23 protein-coding genes and 2 tRNA genes are annotated in these 24187 nt (G+C 63.8%); 16 read left to right on the top strand and 9 right to left on the bottom strand.

Annotated elements, in window-relative coordinates; translation table 11 throughout:
* Positions 1-14 precede the first annotated feature (14 nt).
* From GEV01_RS20845 to GEV01_RS20830, 4 genes are all read left to right on the top strand, one after another.
* Entirely contained in the window at positions 15-353 is a 339-nt protein-coding gene (locus tag GEV01_RS20845) for a P-II family nitrogen regulator (protein ID WP_008447011.1), read from the top strand.
* Between the two features lie 137 nt (positions 354-490).
* Positions 491-1906, top strand: a complete 1416-nt coding sequence (locus tag GEV01_RS20840; protein ID WP_152807441.1) for an aryl-sulfate sulfotransferase — start codon at positions 491-493, stop codon at positions 1904-1906.
* A gap of 125 nt (positions 1907-2031) precedes the next feature.
* Positions 2032-4407, top strand: coding sequence for a TonB-dependent receptor (locus GEV01_RS20835; protein ID WP_152807440.1), 2376 nt, complete (start codon positions 2032-2034; stop codon positions 4405-4407).
* Positions 4408-4420: 13 nt separating this feature from the next.
* A complete protein-coding gene (locus GEV01_RS20830) occupies positions 4421-5836 on the top strand; it encodes a sulfatase family protein (RefSeq protein WP_235914464.1) in 1416 nt (471 codons plus the stop codon).
* On the opposite strand, the gene GEV01_RS20825 is transcribed toward GEV01_RS20830, so the two are convergent.
* The 5 genes from GEV01_RS20825 to trxB form a co-directional block, all read right to left on the bottom strand.
* Positions 5826-6275 carry a GNAT family N-acetyltransferase gene (locus tag GEV01_RS20825; RefSeq protein WP_152807439.1) on the bottom strand — a complete coding sequence of 150 codons (450 nt, stop codon included), beginning with the start codon at positions 6273-6275 and terminating at the stop codon, positions 5826-5828. The genes GEV01_RS20830 and GEV01_RS20825 overlap by 11 nt on opposite strands.
* Positions 6276-6305: 30 nt before the next feature.
* Entirely contained in the window at positions 6306-8492 is a 2187-nt protein-coding gene (locus GEV01_RS20820; RefSeq protein ID WP_152807438.1) for a formylglycine-generating enzyme family protein, read from the bottom strand.
* A complete protein-coding gene (locus tag GEV01_RS20815; protein ID WP_152807437.1) occupies positions 8492-9130 on the bottom strand; it encodes a trimeric intracellular cation channel family protein in 639 nt (212 codons plus the stop codon). The genes GEV01_RS20820 and GEV01_RS20815 overlap by 1 nt, the downstream gene beginning before the upstream one ends.
* 81 nt (positions 9131-9211) lie before the next feature.
* Entirely contained in the window at positions 9212-9880 is a 669-nt protein-coding gene (locus GEV01_RS20810) for a Smr/MutS family protein (protein WP_328595577.1), read from the bottom strand.
* 3 nt (positions 9881-9883) lie between these two features.
* Positions 9884-10837, bottom strand: a complete 954-nt coding sequence (trxB, locus tag GEV01_RS20805; RefSeq protein ID WP_152807436.1) for a thioredoxin-disulfide reductase — start codon at positions 10835-10837, stop codon at positions 9884-9886.
* A gap of 184 nt (positions 10838-11021) precedes the next feature.
* Between trxB and GEV01_RS20800 the strand changes: the two genes are divergently transcribed.
* The 5 genes from GEV01_RS20800 to GEV01_RS20780 all read left to right on the top strand — a co-directional run bounded on the left by GEV01_RS20800 (position 11022) and on the right by GEV01_RS20780 (position 18005).
* On the top strand, positions 11022-13379 hold the full coding sequence (locus GEV01_RS20800) for a DNA translocase FtsK (RefSeq protein WP_152807435.1): 2358 nt from the start codon (positions 11022-11024) through the stop codon (positions 13377-13379).
* Between the two features lie 15 nt (positions 13380-13394).
* Complete coding sequence (gene lolA / locus GEV01_RS20795; RefSeq protein WP_152807434.1) at positions 13395-14027, top strand: outer membrane lipoprotein chaperone LolA; 633 nt, start codon at positions 13395-13397, stop codon at positions 14025-14027.
* A gap of 74 nt (positions 14028-14101) precedes the next feature.
* Positions 14102-15406, top strand: coding sequence for a replication-associated recombination protein A (locus tag GEV01_RS20790; protein ID WP_328595576.1), 1305 nt, complete (start codon positions 14102-14104; stop codon positions 15404-15406).
* Between the two features lie 156 nt (positions 15407-15562).
* Positions 15563-17131 (top strand): diguanylate cyclase domain-containing protein, encoded by a 1569-nt coding sequence (locus GEV01_RS20785; RefSeq protein WP_328595575.1) that lies wholly within the window; start codon positions 15563-15565, stop codon positions 17129-17131.
* Positions 17132-17171: 40 nt separating this feature from the next.
* Positions 17172-18005, top strand: coding sequence for an alpha/beta fold hydrolase (locus tag GEV01_RS20780; RefSeq protein WP_152807432.1), 834 nt, complete (start codon positions 17172-17174; stop codon positions 18003-18005).
* A gap of 12 nt (positions 18006-18017) precedes the next feature.
* Here GEV01_RS20780 and GEV01_RS20775 read toward each other — a convergent pair whose 3' ends face one another.
* Both GEV01_RS20775 and GEV01_RS20770 read right to left on the bottom strand, forming a co-directional pair.
* A complete protein-coding gene (locus GEV01_RS20775; RefSeq protein WP_152807431.1) occupies positions 18018-18437 on the bottom strand; it encodes a hypothetical protein in 420 nt (139 codons plus the stop codon).
* 86 nt (positions 18438-18523) lie between these two features.
* The gene (locus tag GEV01_RS20770; RefSeq protein WP_152807430.1) at positions 18524-18847 is read right to left on the bottom strand and encodes a DUF2917 domain-containing protein; all 324 of its coding nucleotides are present in this window, start codon (positions 18845-18847) and stop codon (positions 18524-18526) included.
* Between the two features lie 177 nt (positions 18848-19024).
* Between GEV01_RS20770 and GEV01_RS20765 the strand changes: the two genes are divergently transcribed.
* The 6 genes from GEV01_RS20765 (at position 19025) to GEV01_RS20740 (ending at position 22886) form a co-directional block, all read left to right on the top strand.
* A complete protein-coding gene (locus GEV01_RS20765; RefSeq protein ID WP_152807429.1) occupies positions 19025-20476 on the top strand; it encodes an aminotransferase-like domain-containing protein in 1452 nt (483 codons plus the stop codon).
* Positions 20477-20641: 165 nt separating this feature from the next.
* Positions 20642-20839: a hypothetical protein gene (locus tag GEV01_RS20760; protein WP_116989644.1), complete on the top strand. Its 198-nt coding sequence runs from the start codon at positions 20642-20644 to the stop codon at positions 20837-20839.
* 90 nt (positions 20840-20929) lie between these two features.
* Positions 20930-22219, top strand: coding sequence for a serine--tRNA ligase (serS, locus tag GEV01_RS20755; RefSeq protein WP_152807428.1), 1290 nt, complete (start codon positions 20930-20932; stop codon positions 22217-22219).
* 66 nt (positions 22220-22285) lie between these two features.
* Positions 22286-22375 (top strand) — tRNA-Ser (locus tag GEV01_RS20750).
* A 31-nt stretch (positions 22376-22406) separates the two neighbouring features.
* Positions 22407-22496 (top strand) — tRNA-Ser (locus tag GEV01_RS20745).
* Between the two features lie 111 nt (positions 22497-22607).
* Positions 22608-22886, top strand: coding sequence for a PAAR domain-containing protein (locus tag GEV01_RS20740; RefSeq protein WP_235914460.1), 279 nt, complete (start codon positions 22608-22610; stop codon positions 22884-22886).
* Here the strand turns inward: GEV01_RS20740 and GEV01_RS20735 are convergent.
* Positions 22883-23392: a UPF0149 family protein gene (locus GEV01_RS20735; RefSeq protein ID WP_152807427.1), complete on the bottom strand. Its 510-nt coding sequence runs from the start codon at positions 23390-23392 to the stop codon at positions 22883-22885. The two genes, GEV01_RS20740 and GEV01_RS20735, sit on opposite strands and share 4 nt — an antisense overlap.
* Before the next feature lie 120 nt (positions 23393-23512).
* On the opposite strand from GEV01_RS20735, the gene GEV01_RS20730 reads away from it, so the two are divergent.
* Complete coding sequence (locus tag GEV01_RS20730; RefSeq protein WP_152807426.1) at positions 23513-24025, top strand: hypothetical protein; 513 nt, start codon at positions 23513-23515, stop codon at positions 24023-24025.
* A 1-nt stretch (position 24026) separates the two neighbouring features.
* Here the strand turns inward: GEV01_RS20730 and GEV01_RS30825 are convergent, their stop codons facing one another.
* Complete coding sequence (locus GEV01_RS30825; protein WP_008447065.1) at positions 24027-24176, bottom strand: hypothetical protein; 150 nt, start codon at positions 24174-24176, stop codon at positions 24027-24029.
* Between the last annotated feature and the right edge of the window lie 11 nt (positions 24177-24187).

Below are 24187 nucleotides of genomic sequence, written 5' to 3'. Positions count from 1 at the left end.
AATAAGGAGAAGTCATGAAACAGATTACCGCTGTGATCAAGCCGTTCAAACTGGACGAGGTGCGCGAAGCACTGGCCGAAGTGAATGTCACCGGCCTGACCGTTACCGAAGTCAAAGGCTTCGGCCGCCAGAAGGGCCACACCGAACTGTATCGTGGCGCCGAGTACGTGGTCGACTTCCTGCCGAAAGTAAAAGTCGAAGTCGTGGTCGACGACGGCGTGGCCGAGCAGGTGGTGGACGCCATCATCAAGGCCGCCCGCACCGGCAAGATCGGCGACGGCAAGATCTTCGTGCAGAACGTCGAGCAGGTGATCCGCATCCGCACCGGTGAAACCGGCGCCGACGCTGTGTAATTTCGCCTTTGCTGTCATATCAAGGAATGCCGGTTAATCCGGCATTTTTTGTATAACGATGTTTGGTTATATTAGTTCGAGTTTTCTACGTGGATTAGTAATATAGACACACTGTCCACTCACTGGGAACTCGTGTCATGACCACTCGCACTCGTACACTTGCTGCACTGTCGCTGCTGTCCGTCGCAGCCAACCTGGGCGCCGCGCCTAGCGTCTATCCTACCGGCGTCACCCGCTACGACACCGCCACCGCGTACAACAGCTACGTGATCTTCAGCGGCCAGGACAAGAACACCCATCTGATCGACATGAACGGCAACGAGGTGCATCGCTGGAATGCCGAGGGCTTCCCGCCGGTGCTGCTGGACCCGGCCCTGACCGGCGGCAAGCGCGGCCACGTGCTGGTGCAGCTGGCCAGCACCACCGGCACCTCGAACGAGGGCAACGGCCTGCGCAACCAGGCCATCGGTGAGCTGGACTGGAACAGCCAAGTGATCTGGCAATGGGGCGCGGCAGGTGGCGCGCAGGATGCGTATGCGGCGCCGGTAGAAGGCAAGGCGTCCTCGCAAGTGCCGGGCGGCAGCGCCAAGCAGCACCACGACTGGCGCCGTCTGCCGAACGGCAATACGCTGGTGCTGGCCAACCTCGTGCATCCGGTAGCGGGCTTCGCCGCGCCGCAGGTGCTCGATGACGTGATCTACGAGGTCACGCCGGGCGGCGACATCGTCTGGAAGTGGGTGGCGTCCGATCATTTGAACGAGTTCGGCTTCAAGCCGGAATCGCTGAAGCTGGTGAAGAACGGCTACTCGCCACGCGGCAAGGCTGCGCCGTTCGATTACCTGCACGTCAATAACATGTCGGTGCTCGGCCCGAACCGCTGGTTCGACGCGGGCGACCAGCGCTTCAATCCCGAGAACATCCTGATCGATTCACGCGAGGCCAACTTCATCGTCATCCTCGACAAGCAGACCGGCAAGGTGGTGTGGTCGCTGGGGCCGGACTATCCGGCGCAGGTGCGCGGCCCGCGTGTGCTGCCGCGCCCGGTGGATCAGATCGTCGGCCAGCATGACGCGCATCTGATCGAGCCGGGCTTGCCGGGGGCAGGTCACATCCTGGTGTTCGACAACCAGGGCGAGGCGGGCTATCCGCGCGTCAGCGTCGGCGTGCAGCCGCGTTCGCGTGTGCTGGAGATCGACCCGATCACCAAGCAGATCGTGTGGGAATACACGGGCGGCGATTCGAACGCGCCGGAGTGGAGTTTCTACAGCTCCTTCATCAGCAGCGCGCGCCGCCTGCCGAACGGGAACACGCTGATCGATGAAGGCATGAACGGCCGCATCTTCCAGGTGACGAGCAAGGGCGATATCGCCTGGGAATATGTCAGCCCGTACTTCGCGCCGACGCCGGTAGCCGGCGCGGGCAAGCCGGTGTTGAGTAATTGGTTGTACCGCGCCCAACCGGTGCCATACAACTGGGTGCCGGAAGGCACTCCGCGTTCCGAAAAAGCGGTCACGCCGCCGGAGCCAGGCAAGTTCCGCGTAGCCACGAACTAAGCGCGAACACGCCCCCGCGCTGCCGATCGCGGCAGCGCCATCACATACCTACAACAACAGAACGCGCCGGCCTTCATGCCGGCGTGCGGGGCGGTTCACGCCCGCTTATTTGAATGGAAGATGCTATGCAACAGAATAAACTGGCCGCCGCCGTCGCCGCGGCATACGGACTCCTGCTGGTCGCCGCCGCGCCGGTGCAGGCGCAGAACGCCGCCGCCTTGGGCGTGTCGGCAATCTCCGGCGCCGCTGCTGAAGCGGTGGCCGAAACAGCCGCCGAGGGCGCAGCCGACCCGGCCGCGACGACCGCCGCCGCTGCCGATGCCTCGCTGGAAGTGGTGGCCCGCGTCACCGTCTCCACGCGCCGCCGCAACGAGACTTCGCAAAGCGTGCCGACCTCGATGAGCGTGCTCGACAGCAGCGCGCTGGAAGGCAACCGCGTCTACCGCGTGCAGGACTTGCAGCAGCTGCTGCCCAGCACCACCGTCAACTACGTCCACGCCCGCCAGATGAGCTTTGCCGTGCGTGGCCTCGGCAACAACCCGGCCAGCGACGGGCTGGAAGGCAGCGTCGGCGTCTATCTGGACAACGTCTACCTGGCCCGTCCCGGCATGGCCGCCTTCGATGCGCTGGACATTCAGCAGCTCGAACTGCTGCGCGGCCCGCAAGGCACGCTGTTCGGCAAGAACACCACCGCCGGCGTGCTCAACATCACCACCAAGCAGCCGACCTTCCGCAGCGAGAACAGCGCCCAGCTGTCGCTCGGCCAGCAAGATTATGTGCAGGCCAAGGCCGTGATCTCGGGCGCGTTCTCGGACACGGCGGCCGGCCGCATCTCCGCCTACAAGACGCATGAAGGCGGCTACATCACCAACGTCTACAACAACAGCAAGGTGCAGGGCGGCGACCGCGAAGGCGTGCGCGCCCAGCTGCTGCTGGAGCCGAACAACAAAGTCAGCGCGCGCGTGATCGCCGACTACAACGTCGAAGACTCCAACAACGGCACGCTGATCTTCTACAGCGCCGGCCCGAGCGGCAAGTTCCTGACGCAAGCCGCCGCTGTCGGCGGCCACCCGATCACCGACCCGGCCAAGCGCGCGGTGAACCTGGACAGCGGTTCGCACGTGGACGTGCATCAGGGCGGCGTCTCCGGCGAGGTCAACTGGAAGCTGGACAACGACTACAAATTCACCTCCATCAGCGCCTACCGCTTCTGGAACTTCACGCCGCACAACGACGACGGCCTCGACGTGCCGATCACGCTGAACGTGGGCGCCTCGGCGCGGCACCGCCAGTTCACGCAGGAAGTGCGCCTGGCAACGCCGCTGGGCCGGCCGGTGGAATCGGTGCTGGGCGCGTACTACTATTATCAAAACCTGGACAACGTCAACTTCACCTACAACGGACCGCTGGCCGACAAGTTCAACGCCACGCCGGCCGGCGCTTGGAGCAATGTCACCAGCATCGGCAACGGCCATTTGCGCGTCAACAGCTACGCCTTGTTCGGCCAGTCGATCTGGCACATCGATCCGAAGTGGGACTTGACCGGCGGCCTGCGCGCCACCTACGAAGACAAGATCGCCCAGGTCACGCGTGACGCGCCGATAGGCCCCGCCGTCAGCGGTCCCGCGCAGGCATCGCGCAACGCCCGCTACGGCGCTTACAACTCGGGCGATGTCCACCTGAACAACCTCAGCCCGTCGGCGCTGGTGACGCTGGCCTACAAGGTCGATACCGACGTGCTGGCCTTCGGCAGCATCTCGCACGGCGAGAAATCGGGCGGCATCAATCTGTCGGTGCCGGGCGCGGCGGGCATCGCCTCGCTCAAGGTCAACAACGAGAAGGCCAACAACCTGGAGCTGGGCATCAAGAGCAATCTGCTGGAGCGCCGCGCACAGGTCAACGCCAGCCTGTTCTGGAACGAGGTCAAGGGCTATCAGAGCAATGCCTACGACCCGGTCAGCGCCACGTCCTACCTGACCAACGCAGGCAACGTGCGCAGCCGCGGCCTGGAGCTGGACACCAGCTTCGTCGTGGTGCGCGGCTTCACGCTGGGCGCCAACGGTTCGTTCAACGACGTCAAGTACAAGGAATACAAGAACGCGCCGTGCCCGAGCGAGCGTCCCGGCGCTTCCTGCGACCTGTCGGGCCGTGCCGCGCTGGTCAATGCGCCGCGCTGGATCGGCAACCTCAGCGCGCAGTATGCGCGCACGCTGGAGGCCAACGTCGAAGGCTATGCCAACGTGAATTATGCCTATCGCAGCAGCACTTACGGTACGCTAGACGCTTCCGAGTACTCGCGCATCCCGGCCTACAGCCTGACCAATCTGTCGGCCGGCGTGAAAGTGAAGAACGGCCAGGCCCGTTGGGATATTTCGGTCTGGGCCAAGAATGTGTTCGACAAGACTTACTACACCAGCACCTGGAACACCAGCCCGAGTGCCTATAACGCCGTGATCGGAACGCCTCGCCAGGTTGGCGTGACCGCCCGCGCAGACTTTTGATTGGAGACCATGAATGACGAATAACAACCGCCGCCGCGTCCTGAAATCCCTGCCTGCGCTGGCGCTGGCCGGCTACCTGCCGAACGGCCTGGCCGCCGGCAAGGAACAGCCCAACATCATCTTCATCCTGGCCGACGACCTGGGCCACGCCGACCTGGGCGTCTACGGCCAGACCGATATCCGCACGCCCAACCTGGACAAGTTGGCGGGGCAGGGCATACGCTTCACGCAGGCTTATGCCAACTCGGCCGTGTGCTCGGCCACGCGCTTCGCGCTGATCACCGGCCGCTACCAGTACCGCCTGCGCGGCGGGCTGGAGGAGCCGATCGCCGGCGCTTCCGACACGCTGGGCCTGCCGCGCACGCATCCCACGCTGCCGTCGCTGCTGAAGAAGCAGGGCTACGGCACGGCGCTGATCGGCAAGTGGCACTTGGGCTACCTGCCGACCTTCGGCCCGCTGAAGAGCGGCTACGACAGCTTCTTCGGCAACTACGGCGGCGCCATCGACTACTTCACGCACAAGCCGGGCGTCGGCCCGCAGGTGAAGGAGGATTTGTACGAGGGTGAAGTGCCGGTGCATCAGATCGGCTACTACACCGACTTGCTGGGCGCGCGCGCGGTGGACTTCGTGCAGAAGCAGCAGGCCGGCAAGCCTTTCCTGCTGTCGCTGCATTACACGGCGCCGCACTGGCCGTGGGAAGGTCCGGGCGACGAGGCCGTCTCGCGCGATATCGACAACATCTTCCACTACGACGGCGGCGACCTGGCCACGTATGGCCGCATGGTCGAATCGCTGGATGCGTCGATAGGCCGCGTGCTGAAGGCGCTGGAGGACAAGGGTCTGGCGGAGAACACCATCGTCATCTTCACCAGCGACAACGGCGGCGAGCGCTTCTCGAAGACCTGGCCGTTGACGGGGCAGAAGACCGAGCTGCTGGAGGGCGGCATCCGCGTGCCGGCCATCGTGCGCTGGCCGGGCAAGATCGCGGCGGGACAGGTGTCGGAGCAGGTGGCGATCAGCATGGACTGGCTGCCGACCCTGCTGGCGGCGGCCGGCGGTGCGCCCGATCCCGCGTATCCGACCGATGGCCGCAACCTGCTGCCGCAGCTGCTGGGTCAGGCCGCGCCGCAGGAGCGCACGCTGCTATGGCGCTACAAGTCGAATGCGCAGCGCGCCATCCGCTCGGGCAATTGGAAGTATCTGAAAATCGGCGGCAACGAGTTCCTGTTCGACGTGGTCAAGGACCAGCGCGAGCGCGCCAACCTGGCCAAGCGCCATCCCGAGGTGTTCGCGAAGCTGAAGTCGCAATGGGAGCAGTGGAACCAGGACATGCTGCCCATCACCGCCGACGTGCGCACGCACGGCGTCAGCGGCAAGGTGCAGGCGGACCGCTACGGCGTGCCGCCAGCGGGCAGCGTTAGCGAATAGGGTAGATGTAGAAGAAGTCGTCGTCACGCTCCCAGCCTTTGGATTCGTACAGCGCTTGCGCCGTGGCGTTGTCGTTGGCGGTGGAGAGCGCCAGGCGGATGGCGCCGACTTCTTTTGCAAAATCGACCGCTGCCGACAGCAGTCCGGCGCCGACGCCTTTGCGGCGCCCCAATTCGTTGACGAACAAGTCGTTCAGGATGTAAATCCGGCCGAGCGAGACGCTGGAAAAGCTCGGATACAGTTGCGTAAAGCCGACCGGCTCAGCGCCGTCGTGGGCAATGAACAATACCGATTCGCCGTGGTTGAATCGGTCCACGAGAAACTTCCTCGCCGCTGCCACATCGCTGTCGCGGCCGTAGAACTGGCGATAGCCGTCAAATAAAACCGATAAGGCCTCGATGTCGGAAAGTGCGGCCTGGCGAATGCTGATGGTGCTCATGCGATGTTTGTCCTGTTAAATTAATTTGATTTAAAGCGCGTCTCTTACGCCTCGGAACCCCAGGCCGCCGGAGCGGTCCTTGGAAGGCGCCATCAGCAGGTACTTGCCGTGCTCATTGAGCTTGTAGGCTTGCGGGAAGTACCAGTACGAGTCTTGCGGCTGGTAATAGCTGCCGCCGCGCAGGATCGCTGTGCGGGTGTGTTCGTCGGAGAACTCGTTGGTCCACTGCCAGATATGGCCGACCATGTCCTCGACGCCGAAGGGGCTGGCCCCCTTCGGATGCTGGCCTACGCGCTCGGGTGGCGGCAGGTCGCGGCTTTTGGCGGGAGTCGGGACCATGGAGTCATCCCATTCGTTGCCCCAGGGGTAGAGCCGGCCGTCGTTGCCTTGTGCCGCGTACTGCCACTCCCATTCATGCGGCAAACGCTTGCCGGCCCATTTCAGGTAGGCGCGCGCATCTTCCAGCGACACCCAGGTCACTGGCCGGTCTTCGTCGCCGGCTTTGGGGCTGCCATGCTCCCAGTGCTTCAGGAAATTGTGGTCGTCCTTCGGGCGGTAGGCGCTGGCGACGATGAACTGTTTGAACTGCGCATTGGTGACGGGATGTTTGTCGATGTAGAAGGACTTGATCGCCAGCCGGTGCACATGGCCGCGCCTGGCGGAGGATTCCCATGGATATTGCACATCCAGCCCCGGCTTGTTCTCGCCCTCGATCTCAATGCCGCGCACCTGGAAGTCGAACGTGGCGGCGGGTATCTTGATCATGCCGGCGGGCGCACTGCGGGCAGGCGCGGTCGACGCGATCGGTGTCATCTTCTGCGGCAGCGGCGTCCATTCGTTCGAATAGGCGCGCAGCGGTTTGGCCGCCTGTTGCGCCAGCCGCTTCATTATGCTGTCAAGGCCGGCAGCCGATGTATCGCGGTCGAGGCGCAGCACGGCGCCATAGCCGTGGGCTTCCAACGGCATGCTCAGCTCGGCGTAGCCGTCGCGCACCAGCGCAGTGATTTCCTTGCCGTTCCAGACATCGAAGTAGCGCTGCCCCGGCTGGTGCGGCACCCGCATGATGCTTTCACTCACGCTCCAGTCGGTGCGATTGATGATGGTCCACAGCGTCTTGCCGGCCAGCGGAAACTCGCTGGCGTAGACGCCGTAATGCAGCGTCGGCACATGCGGCCGCCAGTCGGCGCTGACCAGGTGCTCGGGGAAGGCGCGGTAGATGGTGGAGATGCGGCGCATCGCCTCGCCATCGCGCGGAGTGAACTGGTTCCACCAGCCCCAGACGTTTTCCCAGCTCTCGATGCCGACGCCGTTGAAGAACGCGTCCTGCAGGATGTTGGTGCGGTCGGTGGCCCAGCGGTCGCACACGTGCACCATGTGGCGCGGTTCCAGCCATTTCCATTTGCTGACCAGCGGCACCAGCGACGTCGGCCAGTAACCCCAGCTCTGCTGGTTGTAGGCGAGCATGCCATCGTCCTTGAACGAAAGCTCCGGCTCCAGCGCGACCGGGTGGCCGGTGGTATCGGAGGCGGTGCGGTATTCGATGGGCAGGCCATCCATGGTGTCGCCGTTGATGCCGTCGGCTCCGATCTCGGCCATCAGCGACGCCGTCGCCTCGTGCGGAGGCTGGCCGGGATCGCGCGAGCCCGTGTCCCACGGCATGGTGGGGAAGAAGACCTTCACGCCACGCGCATGGAAATCCTTGATCAGCTGGCGCACGCCGGGTATGCCGCCGGGCAGGTCGCGCACCATGTCCCATTGGTTGCGGTTGTCGATGCCGATGTTGGGATAGACCGGCCACAGCAGCACGCTGTCGATGCCGCCGTAGCGCCGTTCGAGATCGTTCAGATAGCGTTCGACGGTGTAGCGGCCGGCAACCGGGTCGTACAGATAGCGGTCCTCGACCATGGCCTGCGGCTGCACGAAGTTGCGCTGGGTCCAGCGCAGTTCCGGGCGGCGGTATTGCACATCGTCGTATGCGATCCTGGCCAACTGGCTGCTGCGCCAGCTGCGCATCGCGTCCAGCCATGCGGCGTGCTGGCCGTTGGGATCGCGCTTCCAGTTGTTCAGGCGAGCGAGCCAGTCGGCTTCGCCCACGTCCTGCTGGTCGGGGCCAAGCAGCTGGCTGCCCCGCACTTCGATCGCGGTGGGGGCGGCGGTCGCGACTGCCGCGCTTAGAAAATAGCCTGCCAAAGCCAGGCGCTTCGGACAGGTCGCCATCAGTTCTTGTGGTAGTGGAGGTGCAGTTCGAATTTCCATGTCACCAGCCGCAGCACGGTGATGGTGGCGGCGCTGGCCCACAGCGCGAAGTCGTCGGAGACGTCGGTGTACTGCAGGCCGATGTACATCCAGCAGCCGAAGAAGGCGCAGATGGCGTAAGGTTTGCCGTCGCGGAAGACCATCGGCACTTCGTTGCAGACGATGTCGCGCAGCACGCCGCCGAAGATGCCGGTGATGACGCCCATCATCGAGGCGATGAACAGCGGCATGTGCGCCGCCTGCGCCTGCGATACGCCGGCCACGGCGAACAGGCCGAGCCCGATGGCGTCGGCCACCACGATCAAGCGTTCGGAAAGGATCTGGCGCAGGGTGCGCATCAGCGGGGCGGCGACCAGCGCCAGGATGAAGATCAGGATCGCGTATTCCTGGTGCAGCACCCAGAACAGCGGCCGTCGGTCGAGCAGGATGTCGCGCAGCGTACCGCCGCCGAACGCGGTGATGAAGGCCACCGTGAACACGCCGACCACGTCCATGCGTTTGCGGCGCGCCTCAACGAAGCCGGAAAACGCGCCCACCAGAATCGCGACAATCTCGATGACAGTGATCAGGGAAACGTGCGGAACAGGGACGTGCTTCATGTAGGCTACGAACAAGGTTGCAATGTTCGTAGGTTAACATGACAAACAGACTACGTGTAATATTGTTTCTTAATTGGAACGTTAGCGGACAGGCTTGAGCGCGGCGCGCAGCAACACGATCAATGCGCCTTCGCCGCCTTCGGACGAGCGCGCCTGGCAGAAGGCCACCACTTCTTCCTTCTGCACCAGCCAGCTGTGCACCATCGAGCGGAGCACCGGCTCCTGGCCCTTGGAGCCGAAGCCGCGGCCGTGGATCACGCACACGCAGCGATGGTTGCGCATGGCCGACTTGCGCAGGAAATCGCCGATGGCGTCGCGCGCATCGTCGCGGCGCAGGCCGTGCAGGTCCAGCTCATCCTGCACCGGCCAGTGGCCCTTGCGCATCTTTTTCACCACATCCGGGCCGACGCCGGGGGCGGCGTAGTTCAGCGACGGATCGTCTTCCAGGTAGTGATCGACTTCGAACAGGTCGGACAGCGATTCGCGCAGCACGGCCGCGTCGTCCTCGGCCTGGGTCAGCTTGCGGGCCGGCGCCGCAGTCGTGGCGGCCGACTTCGGCAGCGACGGCACGTAGCGGTCCGACACCGGCATGCGCTTCACGCCGCCCAGGCTGGACTGGAAGATATTCGCTTCCACGGCCCGGGTCTTTTCCTGTTTGACGCGCTCGGCCTCGGCGGCCGCGCGCGTGTCAGCCTGTTCCTTGAGCTGCTTGCTCAGGGATTTCAGGTCGGCGAAGTCTTTCAAGCCCACGATTTACTCCTGGCCTTCCAGATAGCGCTGGGCGTCCAGCGCGGCCATGCAACCGGTGCCGGCGCTGGTGATGGCCTGGCGGTAGATGTGGTCCTGCACGTCGCCGGCGGCAAACACGCCCGGTACGCTGGTCGCGGTGGCCATGCCTTCGGTGCCGGTCTTGGTCTTGATGTAACCGTTGTGCATTTCCAACTGGCCTTCGAAGATGCCGGTGTTCGGCTTGTGGCCGATGGCGATGAACAGGCCGTGCACGGTCAGGTCGGTGACGGCGCCGCCGTCGGTCGATGCGATCTTGATGCCGGTGACGCCGCTGTCGTCGCCCAGCACTTCCTGCAGCGTGTGGTTGTACTTGATGACGATCTTGCCTTCGGCGACCTTGGCGTTCAGGCGGTCGATCAGGATGGCTTCGGCGCGGAACTTGTCGCGGCGGTGGATCAGCGTCACTTTGGTGGCGATGTTGGACAGGTACAGTGCCTCTTCGACGGCGGTGTTGCCGCCGCCGACCACGGCCACTTCCTGGCCACGGTAGAAGAAGCCGTCGCAGGTGGCGCAGGCGGACACGCCTTTGCCCATGAAGGCTTGTTCCGACGGCAGGCCCAGGTACTGTGCCGAAGCGCCGGTCGAGATGATCAGGGTGTCGCAGGTGTATTCATGGCTGTCGCCGATCAGGCGGATCGGCTTTTCCTGCAGCTTGACGGTGTGGATATGGTCGAACACGATGTCGGTATTGAAACGTTCCGCGTGTTGCAGGAAGCGCTGCATCAGGTCCGGGCCTTGTACGCCCATCGGGTCCGCAGGCCAGTTTTCCACGTCGGTGGTGGTCATCAGTTGGCCGCCTTGTTCGACGCCGGTGACCAGCATCGGCTTCAGATTGGCGCGGGCGGCATAGATGGCGGCGCTGTAACCGGCGGGGCCGGAACCAAGGATCAAGACGCGGGCGTGTTTAGGAGTGGTCATGGGATGGCTTCTGTGTATGTTGAATTAGCAGGCAATGCAAGATTATAGTTCAAGCGGCGCATCAGGATGAATCGTCGGGCCAGTTGCAGCCCAGATGCCTTAGAATAGCCATATATGGATATTTCCTGACCGATAACATTGCAACACCTTTATACCTATGAGCAGTAAAAAAGTTCAGGAACGCATGCCGAAAGCTACTTCCGCCGGTTCTTCCGCCTATACCCGCACCCCGACCGAACGCCAGCCCTTGCCCAACCGGCTGGTGCGGCTGCTGTCGGAGGCGCGCTGGCTGGCGCTGGCCGTGCTTGGCCTGTATTTCGTGCTGATCCTGGTCAGCTACGACAAGATGGACCCTGGCTGGTCCCATGAAACGCTGGTGCCTAAAGTGCACAATCTGGGCGGGCGGGCTGGCGCCTGGCTGTCCGACCTGCTGCTGTACATCTTCGGCATTTCGGCCTGGTGGTGGGCGTTCTACGTGCTGCGCATTGTCTGGCTCGGCTATCGCAGCCTGACGCAGAAATACGTGCTGTCGCGCGAGCCAGAGCCGGAACACGCGCAGGAACCCATCATCCGCACCATCGGCTTCCTGCTGCTGTTTGTCGGCAGTGTGGGGCTGGAATACCTGCGCATGTACACGCTGCATGTGCAGCTGCCGCGCGCGCCGGGCGGCGTGCTGGGGCAGTTGATCGGCCATTCGGCCCACGTCGCGTTCGGCTTCACCGGCGCCACGCTGCTGCTGTTGCTGATGTTCGGCCTGGGCCTGAGCCTGTTCTTCCACGTCTCGTGGCTGACGCTGGCCGAGCGCATCGGCGCCGGCATCGAGACGGTGATCGACTGGTTCATCCAGCGCTACCAGTACCGCGAAGACCGCCGCCAGGGCGAGGTCGCGGCCGTCAAGCGCGAGGAAGTGGTGGTTATCGAGCGCGCCAAGCATGTCGAGAAGCATCCGGTGGCGGCGCCGCCGGTCAAGATCGAGCCGCAGGTCGTCACCGTGGTCAAGTCCGAGCGCGTGGAGAAGGAGCGCCAGGCCAATCTGTTCCAGGACCTGAATGGCGACAGCCGCCTGCCGGCGCTGTCCCTGCTGGACGAGGCGGCCGAGGTGCAGGAAACCGTGTCGATCGAGACGCTGGAATTCACCAGCCGCCTGATCGAGAAGAAGCTGTCCGACTTCGGCGTCGAAGCCAAGGTGGTGGCGGCTTATCCGGGCCCGGTCGTTACGCGTTACGAAATCGAACCGGCCACCGGCGTCAAGGGCAGCCAGATCGTCGGCCTGGCGCGCGACCTGGCGCGTTCGCTGTCGCTGACTTCGATCCGCGTGGTCGAGACCATCCCTGGCAAGAACTACATGGCGCTGGAACTGCCGAATCCCAAGCGCCAGATCGTGCGTTTGAGCGAGATCGTCGGTTCCAAGGTCTACAACGACAATCCATCGCCGCTGACCGTGGCGCTGGGCAAGGACATCGCCGGCAAGGCCGTGGTGGCCGACCTGGCCAAGATGCCGCACTTGCTGGTCGCGGGTACCACCGGCTCGGGTAAATCGGTGGGCATCAACGCCACCATCCTGTCGCTGCTGTACAAGTCCGATCCGGCCGATGTCCGCATGATCCTGATCGATCCGAAGATGCTGGAGATGTCGGTGTACGAAGGCATTCCGCACCTGCTGGCGCCGGTCGTGACCGACATGCGCCAGGCCGGCCACGCGCTGAACTGGGCGGTCAACGAGATGGAGCGCCGCTACAAGCTGATGTCCAAGCTGGGTGTGCGTAACCTGGCCGGCTACAACGCCAAGATCGCCGAGGCGAAGAAGAAGGAAGAGCACATCCCGAATCCGTTCAGCCTGACGCCGGATTCGCCGGAGCCGCTGGAAAAACTGCCGACCATCGTCATCATCATCGACGAGCTGGCCGACCTGATGATGGTCGTCGGCAAAAAGGTGGAAGAGCTGATCGCCCGTATCGCGCAGAAGGCCCGTGCGGCCGGCCTGCACTTGATTCTGGCGACGCAGCGCCCATCTGTGGACGTGATTACCGGCCTGATCAAGGCCAACATTCCGACCCGTATCGCCTTCCAGGTATCGTCGAAGATCGACTCGCGCACGATTCTGGACCAGATGGGGGCGGAAGCGCTGCTCGGCATGGGCGATATGCTGTACATGCCGCCGGGCACGGGCTTGCCAGTGCGGGTGCACGGCGCGTTCGTGTCGGATGACGAGGTGCACCGCGTGGTCAAGCATTTGAAGACCACCGGCGAACCGGACTACATCGACGGCATCCTCGAAGGCGGCACGCTGGAGGGCGAGGGCGGCGGTGCTTCCGGCGAGGCGGGCGAGGCGGGCGGCGAGGCCGATCCGATGTACGACCAGGCGGTGCAGGTGGTGTTGAAGAACCGCCGCGCATCGATCTCGCTGGTGCAGCGCCATCTGCGCATCGGCTACAACCGCGCGGCGCGCTTGCTGGAACAAATGGAAAATAGCGGAGTGGTCTCCGCCATGCAGTCGAACGGCAACCGCGACATCCTGGTGCCGGCTGCCAGTGCAGAATAAAAGAGGATAAACCGTATGATGCGTTTCAAGAATATCGTGGTGCTGGGCGCCGGCCTGCTGGCAGTGGCGTTCGCGCAGGCGAGCGCGCTGGAGCAGTTCAAGTCCTTCGTGGCTTCGACCAAGTCGGCCAAGGGCGAGTTCACCCAGAAACAGATCAAGAACACCAACGGCGAAGCGCCCAAGGCATCCAACACCGCCACCGGCACCTTCGTGTTCGCCCGTCCGGGCAAGTTCATCTGGACTTACGTGAAGCCCTACGACCAGGTGCTGCAAGCCGACGGCGACCAGCTGTTCATCTTCGACAAGGACTTGAACCAGGTCACGGTGAAGAAGCTGGGCGATGCGCTGGGCTCGTCGCCGGCCGCCATCCTGTTCGGCAGCAACGACCTGGAAAAGAACTTCACGCTGACGGAAGCGGGCACCAAAGACGGCCTGGAATGGATGAAGGCCGTGCCGAAAGCCAAGGACACCAGCTTCGAGCAAATCACCATCGGCCTGCGCAACGGCTTGCCGGAAGCGATGGAGCTGAAGGACTCGTTCGGCCAGACCTCGGTGCTGTCGTTCCGCAAGATCGAAAAAAATCCTGCGCTGACTGCGACGAGTTTTAAATTCGTCATGCCGAAGGGCGCCGACGTATTCAATAATTAAAGTCCGCCGAGCCGGGCGCCAACGCCGCAGCTGCGACGCTGCGGCGTTTTTCCATTTTTACGGGTTGACCTATCGTGGCTGATTTATTTTCCACCGAACCGCGCCAGCCGCTGGCCGAAGCCTTGCGGCCCAAGACGCTGGACGACGTCATCGGCCAGCGCCATCTGCTGGGGCCGGGCAAGCCGCTGCGCCTGGCGTTTGAATCCGGCCAGCCGCATTCGATGATCCTGTGGGGCCCGCCGGGCGTGGGCAAGACCACGCTGGCGCGGCTGACCGCCAACGCCTACGAGTGCGAGTTCATCGCGCTGTCTGCCGTGTTCTCGGGCGTGAAGGATATCCGCGCCGCGATGGAGCAGGCCCAGCACAACCTGGACATGGGCAAGCACACCATCCTGTTCGTCGACGAGATCCACCGCTTCAACAAATCGCAGCAGGACGCCTTGCTGCCGTACGCCGAGTCCGGCCTGGTGACGCTGATCGGCGCGACCACCGAGAATCCTTCGTTCGAAGTCAACTCGGCCTTGCTGTCGCGTTCGCAGGTCTATGTGCTGAAGTCCTTCGACGAGGCCGAGCTGCGCCAGCTGGTCGACAAGGCCCGCGCCAAGGTGTTGACGCACCTGGTGTTCGACGATGCCGCCATCGACACGCTGATCGGCTACGCCGACGGCGACGGCCGCCGCCTGCTCAATCTGCTGGAGCAGACCAGCACGGCCGCCAACGCCGCCAAGACCAACCAGATCACGCCCGAGTTCATCCAGAACGCGCTGACCTTGAACGCGCGCCGCTTCGACAAGGGGGGCGACAATTTCTACGACCAGATCTCGGCCCTGCACAAATCCGTGCGCGGCTCGAATCCGGACGCGGCCCTGTACTGGCTGTGCCGCATGCTGGACGGCGGCGCCGACGCCAAATACCTGTCGCGCCGCATCGTGCGGATGGCGTGGGAAGACATCGGCCTGGCCGATCCGCGCGCGATCCAGCTGGCCAACGACGCGGCCGCCACGTTCGAGCGCCTCGGTTCGCCGGAGGGCGACCTGGCCTTGGGGCAGGCGGTGATCTACCTGGCCATCGCCGCCAAGAGCAATGCGGGCTACAACGCCTTCAACGAAGCGATGGCTTTCGTCAAGAAGGACAAGTCGCGCGAAGTGCCGGTCCACCTGCGCAACGCGCCGACCAGGCTGATGAAGGAGCTGGGCTACGGCCACGAATACCGCTACGCCCACGACGAGCCGCACGCCTACGCGGCCGGCGAAACCTACTTCCCCGACGATATGCGCGAACCCGGCTGGTACCAGCCCGTGCCGCGCGGCCTGGAAAGCAAGGTCATCGACAAGCTGGCCTTCCTGCGCAAGCTGGACGAAGACGCCGGCAAGAGCTGAAACTTTCGATACTGTTGTTTCAAGGCAACGGGGTGGCGTCCTCGCAAATCGGCGTAAGATAGGGTCAACACATCGGACGGGATAGCTACTCCGGGAGTTCGTATGCGGCCTTTTTTCGGGATGCTTTTAAGCTTCAAGTTTAAAATCACTTCCCTCGTGATCGCGCTGGTACTGGTGGCGGGCATCGGCGCCGGCGGCATCGCGCTGTTGATCGCCGAGTCCGAGCTGCGCCAGGTGATCGCCCGCCAGGAGCTGTCGCTGCTGACCAGCGCGGCCGCTTTCATCGATAGCGACATCCAGGATAAACGTCAGCTGCTGCGCTTGCTCACGGAGCAGATGCGCGGGCGCGAGGTGACGCTCGCCGAGGTTCAGGAGCTGGTCGAGGCGCACCAGACGCTGCGCGAAGAATTCTTCAACGTCTCCGCCTTCGACGCCTCGGGCACGCTGGTGGCGAGCCTACGCGACCGGAATGCCAAGCGCATTAACATCGCCGACCGCAAGTATTTCCAGGACACGCTGAGGCTGAAGGAGGGCGTGATCTCCGCTCCGTTCCGCAGCGTGCTGTCGGGCCGGCCGGTAGTGGTGCTGACGCAGCCGCTGCAAGATGGCGACGGCAAGATCATCGGCGTGCTGTTGGGCGCCATCGATCTGCAGCGGCCATCGTTTTCGGCGCAGCTCGATGCGCTGCGCTCCAACTCCGCCGGCTACCTGTTCATCGTCACCGACAACGGCACCACGATTCACCACCCCAACCGCAGCCTGATCCTGGAGAAGGGCGATGACGGCCCCGGCACCATCGTTGAAGCCGCGCTGCGCAGTCCCGAGGGCTGGGAGGACGGCATCCTCGACGACGGCGAGCCGGTGCTGCTGGTGCATAAACACCTGCGCGAGGTGGACTGGACCATCGCGCTGTCCTATCCGGTGCTGAGCGCGTTCGCGCCCATGCACAGCGTGCGCTTGCGGGCGTTTGTCGGCTCGGCCATCCTGACCGGACTGGCCGGACTGTTCGGCTGGGCGATCACCAAGAAACTGCTGCAGCCGCTGGGCCGGCTGCACCGCCATGTGGAGGACATCAGCGCCGGCCGCGCCGATATCACCGTGTTCGACATCGACCGGGCCGACGAGTTCGGCCACCTGAGCCGGGCCTTCTACGCGCTGTCCCAGCGGCGGGAGCAGGCCGAGCAGGAGCTGCACCGCCTGGCCACCACCGACGTGCTGACCGGCCTGCACAACCGCCGCATGTTCGACGACTTCCTGCCGAAGGCGCTGGCGCGCGCCGCCCGCTCGGGCCAGCAGGTGGGGCTGGCCATCCTCGACATCGACCACTTCAAGGACATCAACGACACGCTGGGCCACGCGGCCGGCGACCAGGTGCTGGTCGAGTTTGCGCGCCGCCTGGTGGGCGCGGTGCGCACCACGGACACGGTGGCGCGGCTGGCGGGCGACGAGTTCGTGATCGTGTTCGAGCAGCTGGCGACCAACACGGAGATCGATGTGCTGGGGCGGAAAATCGTCGACGCCATGCATGAACCCTTCCTGGGCGGCGGCGCGCAGCGCGCGGTGACGGCCAGCATAGGCATCGCGCTGACGACCAGCCCGGCCGTGACGGTCGACGAGATCATGCGCGCCGCCGACCAGGCGCTGTACGGCGTCAAGGCCGCCGGCCGCAACGGCTTTGCCGTCAACCACGTCGGCGCCGAACGCGTGCTGCGGGCGCGGGGATGAGGTAAGATAAAGGTTTGGCGAGGCGGCTTAGAGGAAGAAAATGCAGCAGGTAACAAAGGTCGACGGCATCGAAGTCTATAGCGAAGGCGAAGGCACGGAGACCATCGTCATGATCCACGGCTGGCCCGACACCTATCGCGTGTGGGATGCCCAGGTGGAGGAACTCAAGCATCGTTACCGTTGCGTACGCTTCACGCTGCCGGGCTTCGACATCACCAAGCCACGCCGCGCCTACTCGCTGGACGCCACCATCCGCATCATCTCCTACATCGTCAACAGCGTGAACCAGAAGCAGAAGGTGATCCTGATGCTGCACGACTGGGGCTGCATGTTCGGCTACGAGTATTACATGCGCAACAAGCAGGCGGTGTCGGCCATCATCGGCGTCGACATCGGCGATGCGCAATCGAAGGCGGTGCGGAACTCGCGCAGCCTGTCGCAGAAAATGATGGTCAGCGGCTACCAGGGCACGCTGGCGCTGGCCTGGGCGATCGGCGGACCGATCGGCAATATGATGACGCGCTCGATGGCGCGCATGTTGAAAGTGCCTTCGCCGCCGGAGTTCATCAGCGTCAAGATGAACTTCCCTTACTACATCATGGCGGCTGGCGAGGCCGGTTCGTACCGCACGATGACGCCGTTCGCACCCAAGGTGCCGGTGCTGTTCATCTACGGCGTGCGCAAGCCCTTCATGTTCCACTCCGACAGCTGGGTCGACAAGCTGGCGGCGAAGGAGGGTTGCAAGGTGGTGGCCTTCGACACCGACCACTGGCCGATGCTGCGCCAGCCCGAGCGCTTCAATGAGGTGGTGCTGGACTGGCTGGTGAAGCCTGCCGACAACGACGAGGCCGCCGAGCAGAACGCGGCGGCCTGATCCCGCACCCGGTCAGCGCAGCTTGATCGGCTTCAGGTAGGGCGCGAACGGCGGCGCCGGCAGCTGCACCGAGGCGTAGGCCTGGCGGAAGCACGCGGCCTTGCTGTTCTCCACGTCGGTGGTGGTGCGGATGACCTTGCCGCTGGCGTCCAGCGTCAACACGATCACCACCGGATACTTGGACTTGTCGTGGCAGTTGCCGCGCTCGTCCAGCTTGTTGGTGTTGTTGAAGTTGATCGACACATCCTCGTACTTGCTGGCCTTGTCGTTCGGGAATTGGGCGTTGAACTTCGCCATCTCGGTGGCGAAGGCCGGGTTGGCCGGCGGCGGCGTTTCATCCTTGGCCGCGCCGCCGATGCCCATGGTCGAGCAGCCGGCTGCCATCAGCATGAGGGCGCCGACGGCGCCGATTTTCAGGAATGCGGTTTTCAAATGTCTCTCCTCGTTGTCTGTACTGTTGACGCATCGTACATAGTCCGGGGATAGCGTGGCGCACGATTAGTTGCGTAGGAGAAATCCTACAACCGCCATCCTTGCAGCGCCGAGGCGAATTTGCGCTGGAAGGCGGCCCAGCCGTGCGGCACTTCAGTATCGGCCGGCAGGCGTACGTGCACCGTGCCGGCGCCGGCCGCGTCGATCAGCATCAGGCCGTCGTTCGGCACTTCGAAGCGCTGCCCCTGGCGCAGCATGAAATCGGTGTATTCCCCATAGGCGGTGATCCAGGCGGTGCCGGACAGACATTCGATCTGGCGGCCCGCCGCGCCGGCGATGCGCAGTGGATGGTTGGCCGTCAGGCGGTATTCCGCCTGGTCCTGTGTCAACGCCAGTAATTCCGGTTTCATTGCTGCCTCCTGCTGTGATGAGTCATGCAGCCAGAATACGCAGCGGCGTCCGACCATAACAGATGCAACAAATCGAAATTGTCACCGTGACAGTGCGGTATTGGCTAAACTGTTATGGTCGAAATTTTCACTCGCTGTACCTGTCGCGGCGCAGCGGGAGCGGGGCACAATCGCAGCATGTCCAATCAACTGAACCTGTACGAGCACCTGGCCAACGAACTGGGCGGGCTGATCGCCAGCCGCGTGTTCGCGCCCGGCGACCGCCTGCCATCGATCCGCCACCTGGCGCAGCAGAAGCGGCTGTCGGTCAGCACGGTGATGCAGGCGCTGCGCTTGATGGAGGACCGCGGCCTGGTCGATGCCAAGCCGCAGGCAGGCTACTACGTGCGCCACCGCGCGCGCATGTCGGCGGTGATGACGCACACCGAGCATCTGCAGGAGCCGGCCTATGTCGGCATCAACAACCTGCTGATGCGGGTGCTGAAGGCCAACGAGGATCCGGGCCTGGTGCAGATGGGCTCGGCCTGGCCGCTGCAGGAGCTGCTGCCGATGAAGCGCATGCAGAAAACCGTGGCCGCCGTGGCCCGGCGCGATCCGGGCCTGCTGAGCACGGTTAGCTGCTACGACACCAATTATCCGGAGTTCGCCCGCCAGATCGCCCGCCGCGCGCTGGACTGGGGCCATCTGGAGTTGAACGAGATCGTCGTCACCGGCTCGTGCACCGAGGCCCTGAGCCTGTGCCTGCGCGCCGTGGCCAAGGCCGGCGACACCATCGCCATCGAATCGGCGACTTATTTCGTGCTGCTGCAACTGATCGAGTCGCTGGGCATGAAGGCGCTGGAGATACCCACCCATCCGAAGACCGGGCCGTCGATCGACGCGCTGGAGCTGGCCATGAACGCCGGCCTGGTGCAGGCCGTGCTGCTGATCCCGAACGCCAACAATCCGCTGGGCTGCATCATGCCGGAGGCGAACAAGCAGCGGCTGGCCAAGCTGCTGTCGCAGCACGATATCCCGCTGATCGAGGACGATGTCTACGGCGACCTGTGCTTTACGCCGCAGCGGCCGTGGCCGGTCAAGGCTTACGACACCAGCGGCCATGTGATGCTGTGCTCGTCGTTTTCCAAGGCCATCAGCCCTGGTTCGCGGGTCGGCTACGTGGTGGCGGGGCGCTATGCGCAGGATATCGTGGTGCAGAAGATGATCTCCAGCGGCGCCACCAGCCATTTCTTCCAGGCCGTGCTGGCCGATTTCCTGACCGGCAGCGCCTACGAGAACCAGCTGCGCAAGATGCGGCGCGCGCTGTCGCAGCGCATCGCCCGCATGTCGGACGCGATTTGCGAGGCTTTTCCCCACCAGTGCACGGTGTCGGAGCCGCAGGGCGGCTTCGTGGTCTGGGTCGGCATGCCGGAGCAGGTCGATGCGCTGGCCCTGCATGGCGACGCCGTGGCCGCCGGCGTCGCCTTGATGCCGGGGCAGCTGTTCTCCGCCACGGGCAAGTTCCGCAACTATCTGCGCCTCAATTGCGGCAACCCCTGGGGGCCGCGCACCCAGGCCGCCATCGCCACGCTGGGCGAGCTGGTGCACCGGCATGCCGACCAGCCGGTGGTGCTGCGCAGCGCCGCCTGATTTCATCGCTTCCCCCCCGTTTTTTGCATTTCAGCCGCCGTTTCGGACGCTTCGTCGCATCCCGATGGCGACGCGTAGGGCCTTTAGGTACAGTACAACCATACCAAGCAGCGTTAGTAAGCAACAAGCGAGCAACGCCAAACCAACCACCTGAAGGAGTACATCATGAACATCGCTAAAAACATGGAAATCATCTTCGTCGCCGCTACCGTACTGGCCGCCGCCACGACCTTCGCCACCGCAGCCGACACCAGCGTCGCACCGGTCGCCCCAGCCGCCAAAGTCGCCGTGTCGACCGCCAAGATGCAAGTCGTCACCGTGACCGCCAAGCGCCTGACCGCCGCCGAAAAAGCTGCACTGTAATCGCCGCAGCCGGCGGGCTGCTCAAAACTCGCAGGGAAGTGGCATCCTCTTGGTACAATTGACGTTTTCGATACAACGGCACTTGTTCCCATGATTGATATCCAACTTCTCCGTAAAGACATAGCCAACGTCGCAGCGCGCCTGGCGACCCGCAAGTTCCAGCTCGACGTGGAGGCGTTCAACGCCCTCGAAGTGGAACGCAAAGCGATCCAGATGCGCACCGAAGAGCTGCAGGGCAAGCGTAACTCGCAGTCCAAGCTGATCGGCATGATGAAGGGCAAGGGCGAAGACACCACCGCCCTGATGGCGGAAGTGGCCGGTCTGGGCGACGAGCTCAAGGCCAACGAAACGGCACTGGCCGCCTTGCAAGCCAAGCTGGGCGATTTCGTACAGGCGATCCCGAATCTGCCGCACGAATCGGTCCCGGTGGGCACGGACGAAAGCGGCAACGTGGAAGTGCGCAAAGTCGGCACCCCGCGCAGCTTCGACTTCGAAGTCAAGGATCACGTCGATGTCGGCTCCCCGCTGGGCCTGGATTTCGATGTGGCGACCAAGCTGACCGGCTCGCGCTTCTCGGTCATGAAAGGCGGCATCGCCCGTCTGCACCGCGCACTGGCGCAGTTCATGCTGAACACCCACACCGACGAGCACGGCTACACCGAGTGCTACACCCCCTACATGGTCAACGCCGATTCGCTGCGCGGCACCGGCCAGCTGCCGAAGTTTGAAGCCGACCTGTTCTCGGTGAAAAAAGGCGGCGCGGAAGGCGAGGGCGAGAACTTCTACCTGATCCCGACTTCGGAAGTCACGCTGACCAACATCGTGCGCGACGAGATCGTGGCGGCCGACGCGCTGCCGTTGAAGATGACCGCGCACACCCCATGCTTCCGCTCGGAAGCGGGCAGCTACGGCCGCGACACCCGCGGCATGATCCGCCAGCACCAGTTCGACAAGGTCGAGATGGTGCAGGTCGTGCATCCGGACACCTCGTACGCCGTGCTGGACGAAATGGTCGGCCATGCGGAAACCATCTTGCAGCGCCTGGGCCTGCCGTACCGCGTGATGTCGCTGTGCACCGGCGACATGGGCTTCGGCGCCACCAAGACCTACGACCTGGAAGTCTGGCTGCCGGCGCAGAACACCTATCGTGAAATCTCGTCGCTGTCGAACTGCGAAGCCTTCCAGGCCCGCCGCATGCAGGCGCGCTTCCGCAATGCCCAGGGCAAGCCGGAACTGCTGCACACGCTGAACGGCTCGGGCCTGGCGGTGGGTCGCACGCTGGTCGCCGTGCTGGAAAATTACCAGCAGGCGGACGGCTCGGTGGAGATCCCTCCGGTGCTGCGTCCGTACATGGGTGGATTAACTCACCTGAAGGCGTAAATACTCCTTCCCTTTTCGCGGAGGCCTGCTATAATCTTGCCTTCTCGCAGCAGCAGGTGGGAAAACGGAGAGGTGGCAGAGTGGTCGAATGTACTTGACTCGAAATCAAGCGTAGGGGCGACCCTACCGTGGGTTCGAATCCCACCCTCTCCGCCACAAAACGCTGCTGTAAGAAAATGTACCACCAGGAGAGGTGGCAGAGTGGTCGAATGTACTTGACTCGAAATCAAGCGTAGGGGCGACCCTACCGTGGGTTCGAATCCCACCCTCTCCGCCACGAATAGCAGTAGAAAAAAAAGCTTCCGGGAGGAGGCTTTTTTTTCGTCCATGTTTTCCGTAGCGTGCGACGTGGCGAAAAAGGCAATGCTATGATTGCGCCACTGAATTCATGCGAGGCGATATGGGCGGCAAGGCGATCATCAGGCTGGGGGACAAGACCTCACACAACGGCACGGTGCTGGAAGGCCATCAGGACGTGATCGTCATGGGCAAGCCGGCCGCCGGCGTCGGGCACAAGGTGTCGTGCCCGAAATGCCGCGGCACGCACACCATCGTCGAAGGCGCGGTCACGCACACCATCATGGGCGTCAGCACCGCCGTGGAGGGTATGAAGACCTCCTGCGGCGCCACGCTGGTCGCTTCCCAGCAGACCGATACGATAGGCTAGGCGTCGGCGCAGCACTTCTTGTACTTCTTGCCGCTGCCGCAAGGGCAGGGATCGTTGCGGCCGACTTTCGGGCCTTTCGGCGGATGCCAGTAGGCGTTGATCTGAATGACCGACGGCGTGACGGCGGCCTCCCAATCTTCCCCTTGATGCTGGAACGGCGCCAGCCATTCCGGATGGCTGGCCTGCAACGGCGCCCAGGCGGCCGCATGGGCCTGCATGCCGGCCATGAAGCCGTCGCACCACTGCTCCGCGCCCCAGCTGCCGCCGCACTCGTAGATCGGCTCGAAGCTGCCCGGATCCTTGCTCATCCAGGTCTGCATATAGTGGTAGTGGCGCAGCGCCAGCGGCTCGGCGGCCGGGTTCTTCAGCGCCGCAGGCAGCCAGCCTTCCGGCGCCGGCGCGCCCGGGCCGATGACGACGGCCGTCAGGAAGCCTTCCAGCCAGGACACGTCCTGCAGCGCATCGAGCGCATCGTATTCGTCGTCGTTCAGTGGTGTGTGCTGCATGGTCTGGCCCTCGTTGCTGTGTGAGCCGACATTTTACGCATCAATCATGTGGGCAGGTTTGCGACTTTAGCAATATGATGCGCTTCAGCACCATCCAATACCCACATACAAGGAGCAGAAATGAGACTGATGAAAACGCTGGCCGCAGCCGGCTTGATGATGACCGCACTGTGGACCCATGCAGCCCCGACCGCCGTGCCCGACACCGCCCAGGTCAAGGCCGCGCACGATCTGCTGGTGGCGATGCAGGCCGAGAAAATGGTGCGCACCACCGCCGGCATGAGCAAATACCCCAGCCCGGCCCAGCGCGATCTGATGATGGCCAAGCTCGACAAGCTGCCCAATGAAACCGTCTACACCCGGCTGGCGCTGCCGGTTGCGCGTCTGCTCAGCACCGCCACGGCGGTCGAGATGACCCGCTACTACCAGTCCAGCTACGGCCAGAAAGTGCTGACCCAGACCTACAACGGCCCGCCGCGCCTGTATCCTGCCGACCCGGTCCCGACCGCCAAGGAAAAGGCGGAGTTGAAGCAGCCGGCCTTCGTCAAGGCCAACCAGGAGTTCAAGGCTGCCGAACAGGCCATCCACCACGAAGCCTTCGTGCTGATCGGCGAGATCAATAAGGGTAAATAGTTTATTTCGTTTTCGGCGGCTCGGGCGTGAGCTTGGGCGTCTCGACGATCAGCACATGCTTGTCGACGGCGCCCGATTTTTCCTGCTTGACCACCTGAACGGCGACAGGCCGATTGTCGTGCACCGACCTCGGACGCATTGGAGCCAGCATGTTTATCCCCC

Source organism: Rugamonas rivuli, from assembly GCF_009380165.1.
In the GTDB taxonomy this organism is placed as follows: domain Bacteria; phylum Pseudomonadota; class Gammaproteobacteria; order Burkholderiales; family Burkholderiaceae_D; genus Rugamonas; species Rugamonas rivuli.
This window is presented reverse-complemented; position numbering and strand designations above follow the sequence as displayed.

Bases quoted from the DNA above. Each gene is read 5' to 3' on its own strand.
- GEV01_RS20760 (WP_116989644.1), top strand. From the start codon at position 20,642: ATGAACATCGCTAAAAACATGGAAATCATCTTCGTCGCCGCTACCGTA.
- GEV01_RS20765 (WP_152807429.1), top strand. From the start codon at position 19,025: ATGTCCAATCAACTGAACCTGTACGAGCACCTGGCCAACGAACTGGGC.
- GEV01_RS20740 (WP_235914460.1), top strand. From the start codon at position 22,608: ATGCGAGGCGATATGGGCGGCAAGGCGATCATCAGGCTGGGGGACAAG.
- GEV01_RS20770 (WP_152807430.1), bottom strand. From the start codon at position 18,847: ATGAAACCGGAATTACTGGCGTTGACACAGGACCAGGCGGAATACCGC.
- trxB (WP_152807436.1), bottom strand. From the start codon at position 10,837: ATGACCACTCCTAAACACGCCCGCGTCTTGATCCTTGGTTCCGGCCCC.
- GEV01_RS20830 (WP_235914464.1), top strand. From the start codon at position 4,421: ATGACGAATAACAACCGCCGCCGCGTCCTGAAATCCCTGCCTGCGCTG.
- GEV01_RS20825 (WP_152807439.1), bottom strand. From the start codon at position 6,275: ATGAGCACCATCAGCATTCGCCAGGCCGCACTTTCCGACATCGAGGCC.
- GEV01_RS20730 (WP_152807426.1), top strand. From the start codon at position 23,513: ATGAGACTGATGAAAACGCTGGCCGCAGCCGGCTTGATGATGACCGCA.
- lolA (WP_152807434.1), top strand. From the start codon at position 13,395: ATGATGCGTTTCAAGAATATCGTGGTGCTGGGCGCCGGCCTGCTGGCA.
- GEV01_RS20780 (WP_152807432.1), top strand. From the start codon at position 17,172: ATGCAGCAGGTAACAAAGGTCGACGGCATCGAAGTCTATAGCGAAGGC.
- GEV01_RS20840 (WP_152807441.1), top strand. From the start codon at position 491: ATGACCACTCGCACTCGTACACTTGCTGCACTGTCGCTGCTGTCCGTC.
- GEV01_RS20815 (WP_152807437.1), bottom strand. From the start codon at position 9,130: ATGAAGCACGTCCCTGTTCCGCACGTTTCCCTGATCACTGTCATCGAG.
- GEV01_RS20835 (WP_152807440.1), top strand. From the start codon at position 2,032: ATGCAACAGAATAAACTGGCCGCCGCCGTCGCCGCGGCATACGGACTC.
- GEV01_RS20820 (WP_152807438.1), bottom strand. From the start codon at position 8,492: ATGGCGACCTGTCCGAAGCGCCTGGCTTTGGCAGGCTATTTTCTAAGC.
- GEV01_RS20800 (WP_152807435.1), top strand. From the start codon at position 11,022: ATGCCGAAAGCTACTTCCGCCGGTTCTTCCGCCTATACCCGCACCCCG.
- GEV01_RS30825 (WP_008447065.1), bottom strand. From the start codon at position 24,176: ATGCTGGCTCCAATGCGTCCGAGGTCGGTGCACGACAATCGGCCTGTC.
- GEV01_RS20735 (WP_152807427.1), bottom strand. From the start codon at position 23,392: ATGCAGCACACACCACTGAACGACGACGAATACGATGCGCTCGATGCG.
- GEV01_RS20845 (WP_008447011.1), top strand. From the start codon at position 15: ATGAAACAGATTACCGCTGTGATCAAGCCGTTCAAACTGGACGAGGTG.
- serS (WP_152807428.1), top strand. From the start codon at position 20,930: ATGATTGATATCCAACTTCTCCGTAAAGACATAGCCAACGTCGCAGCG.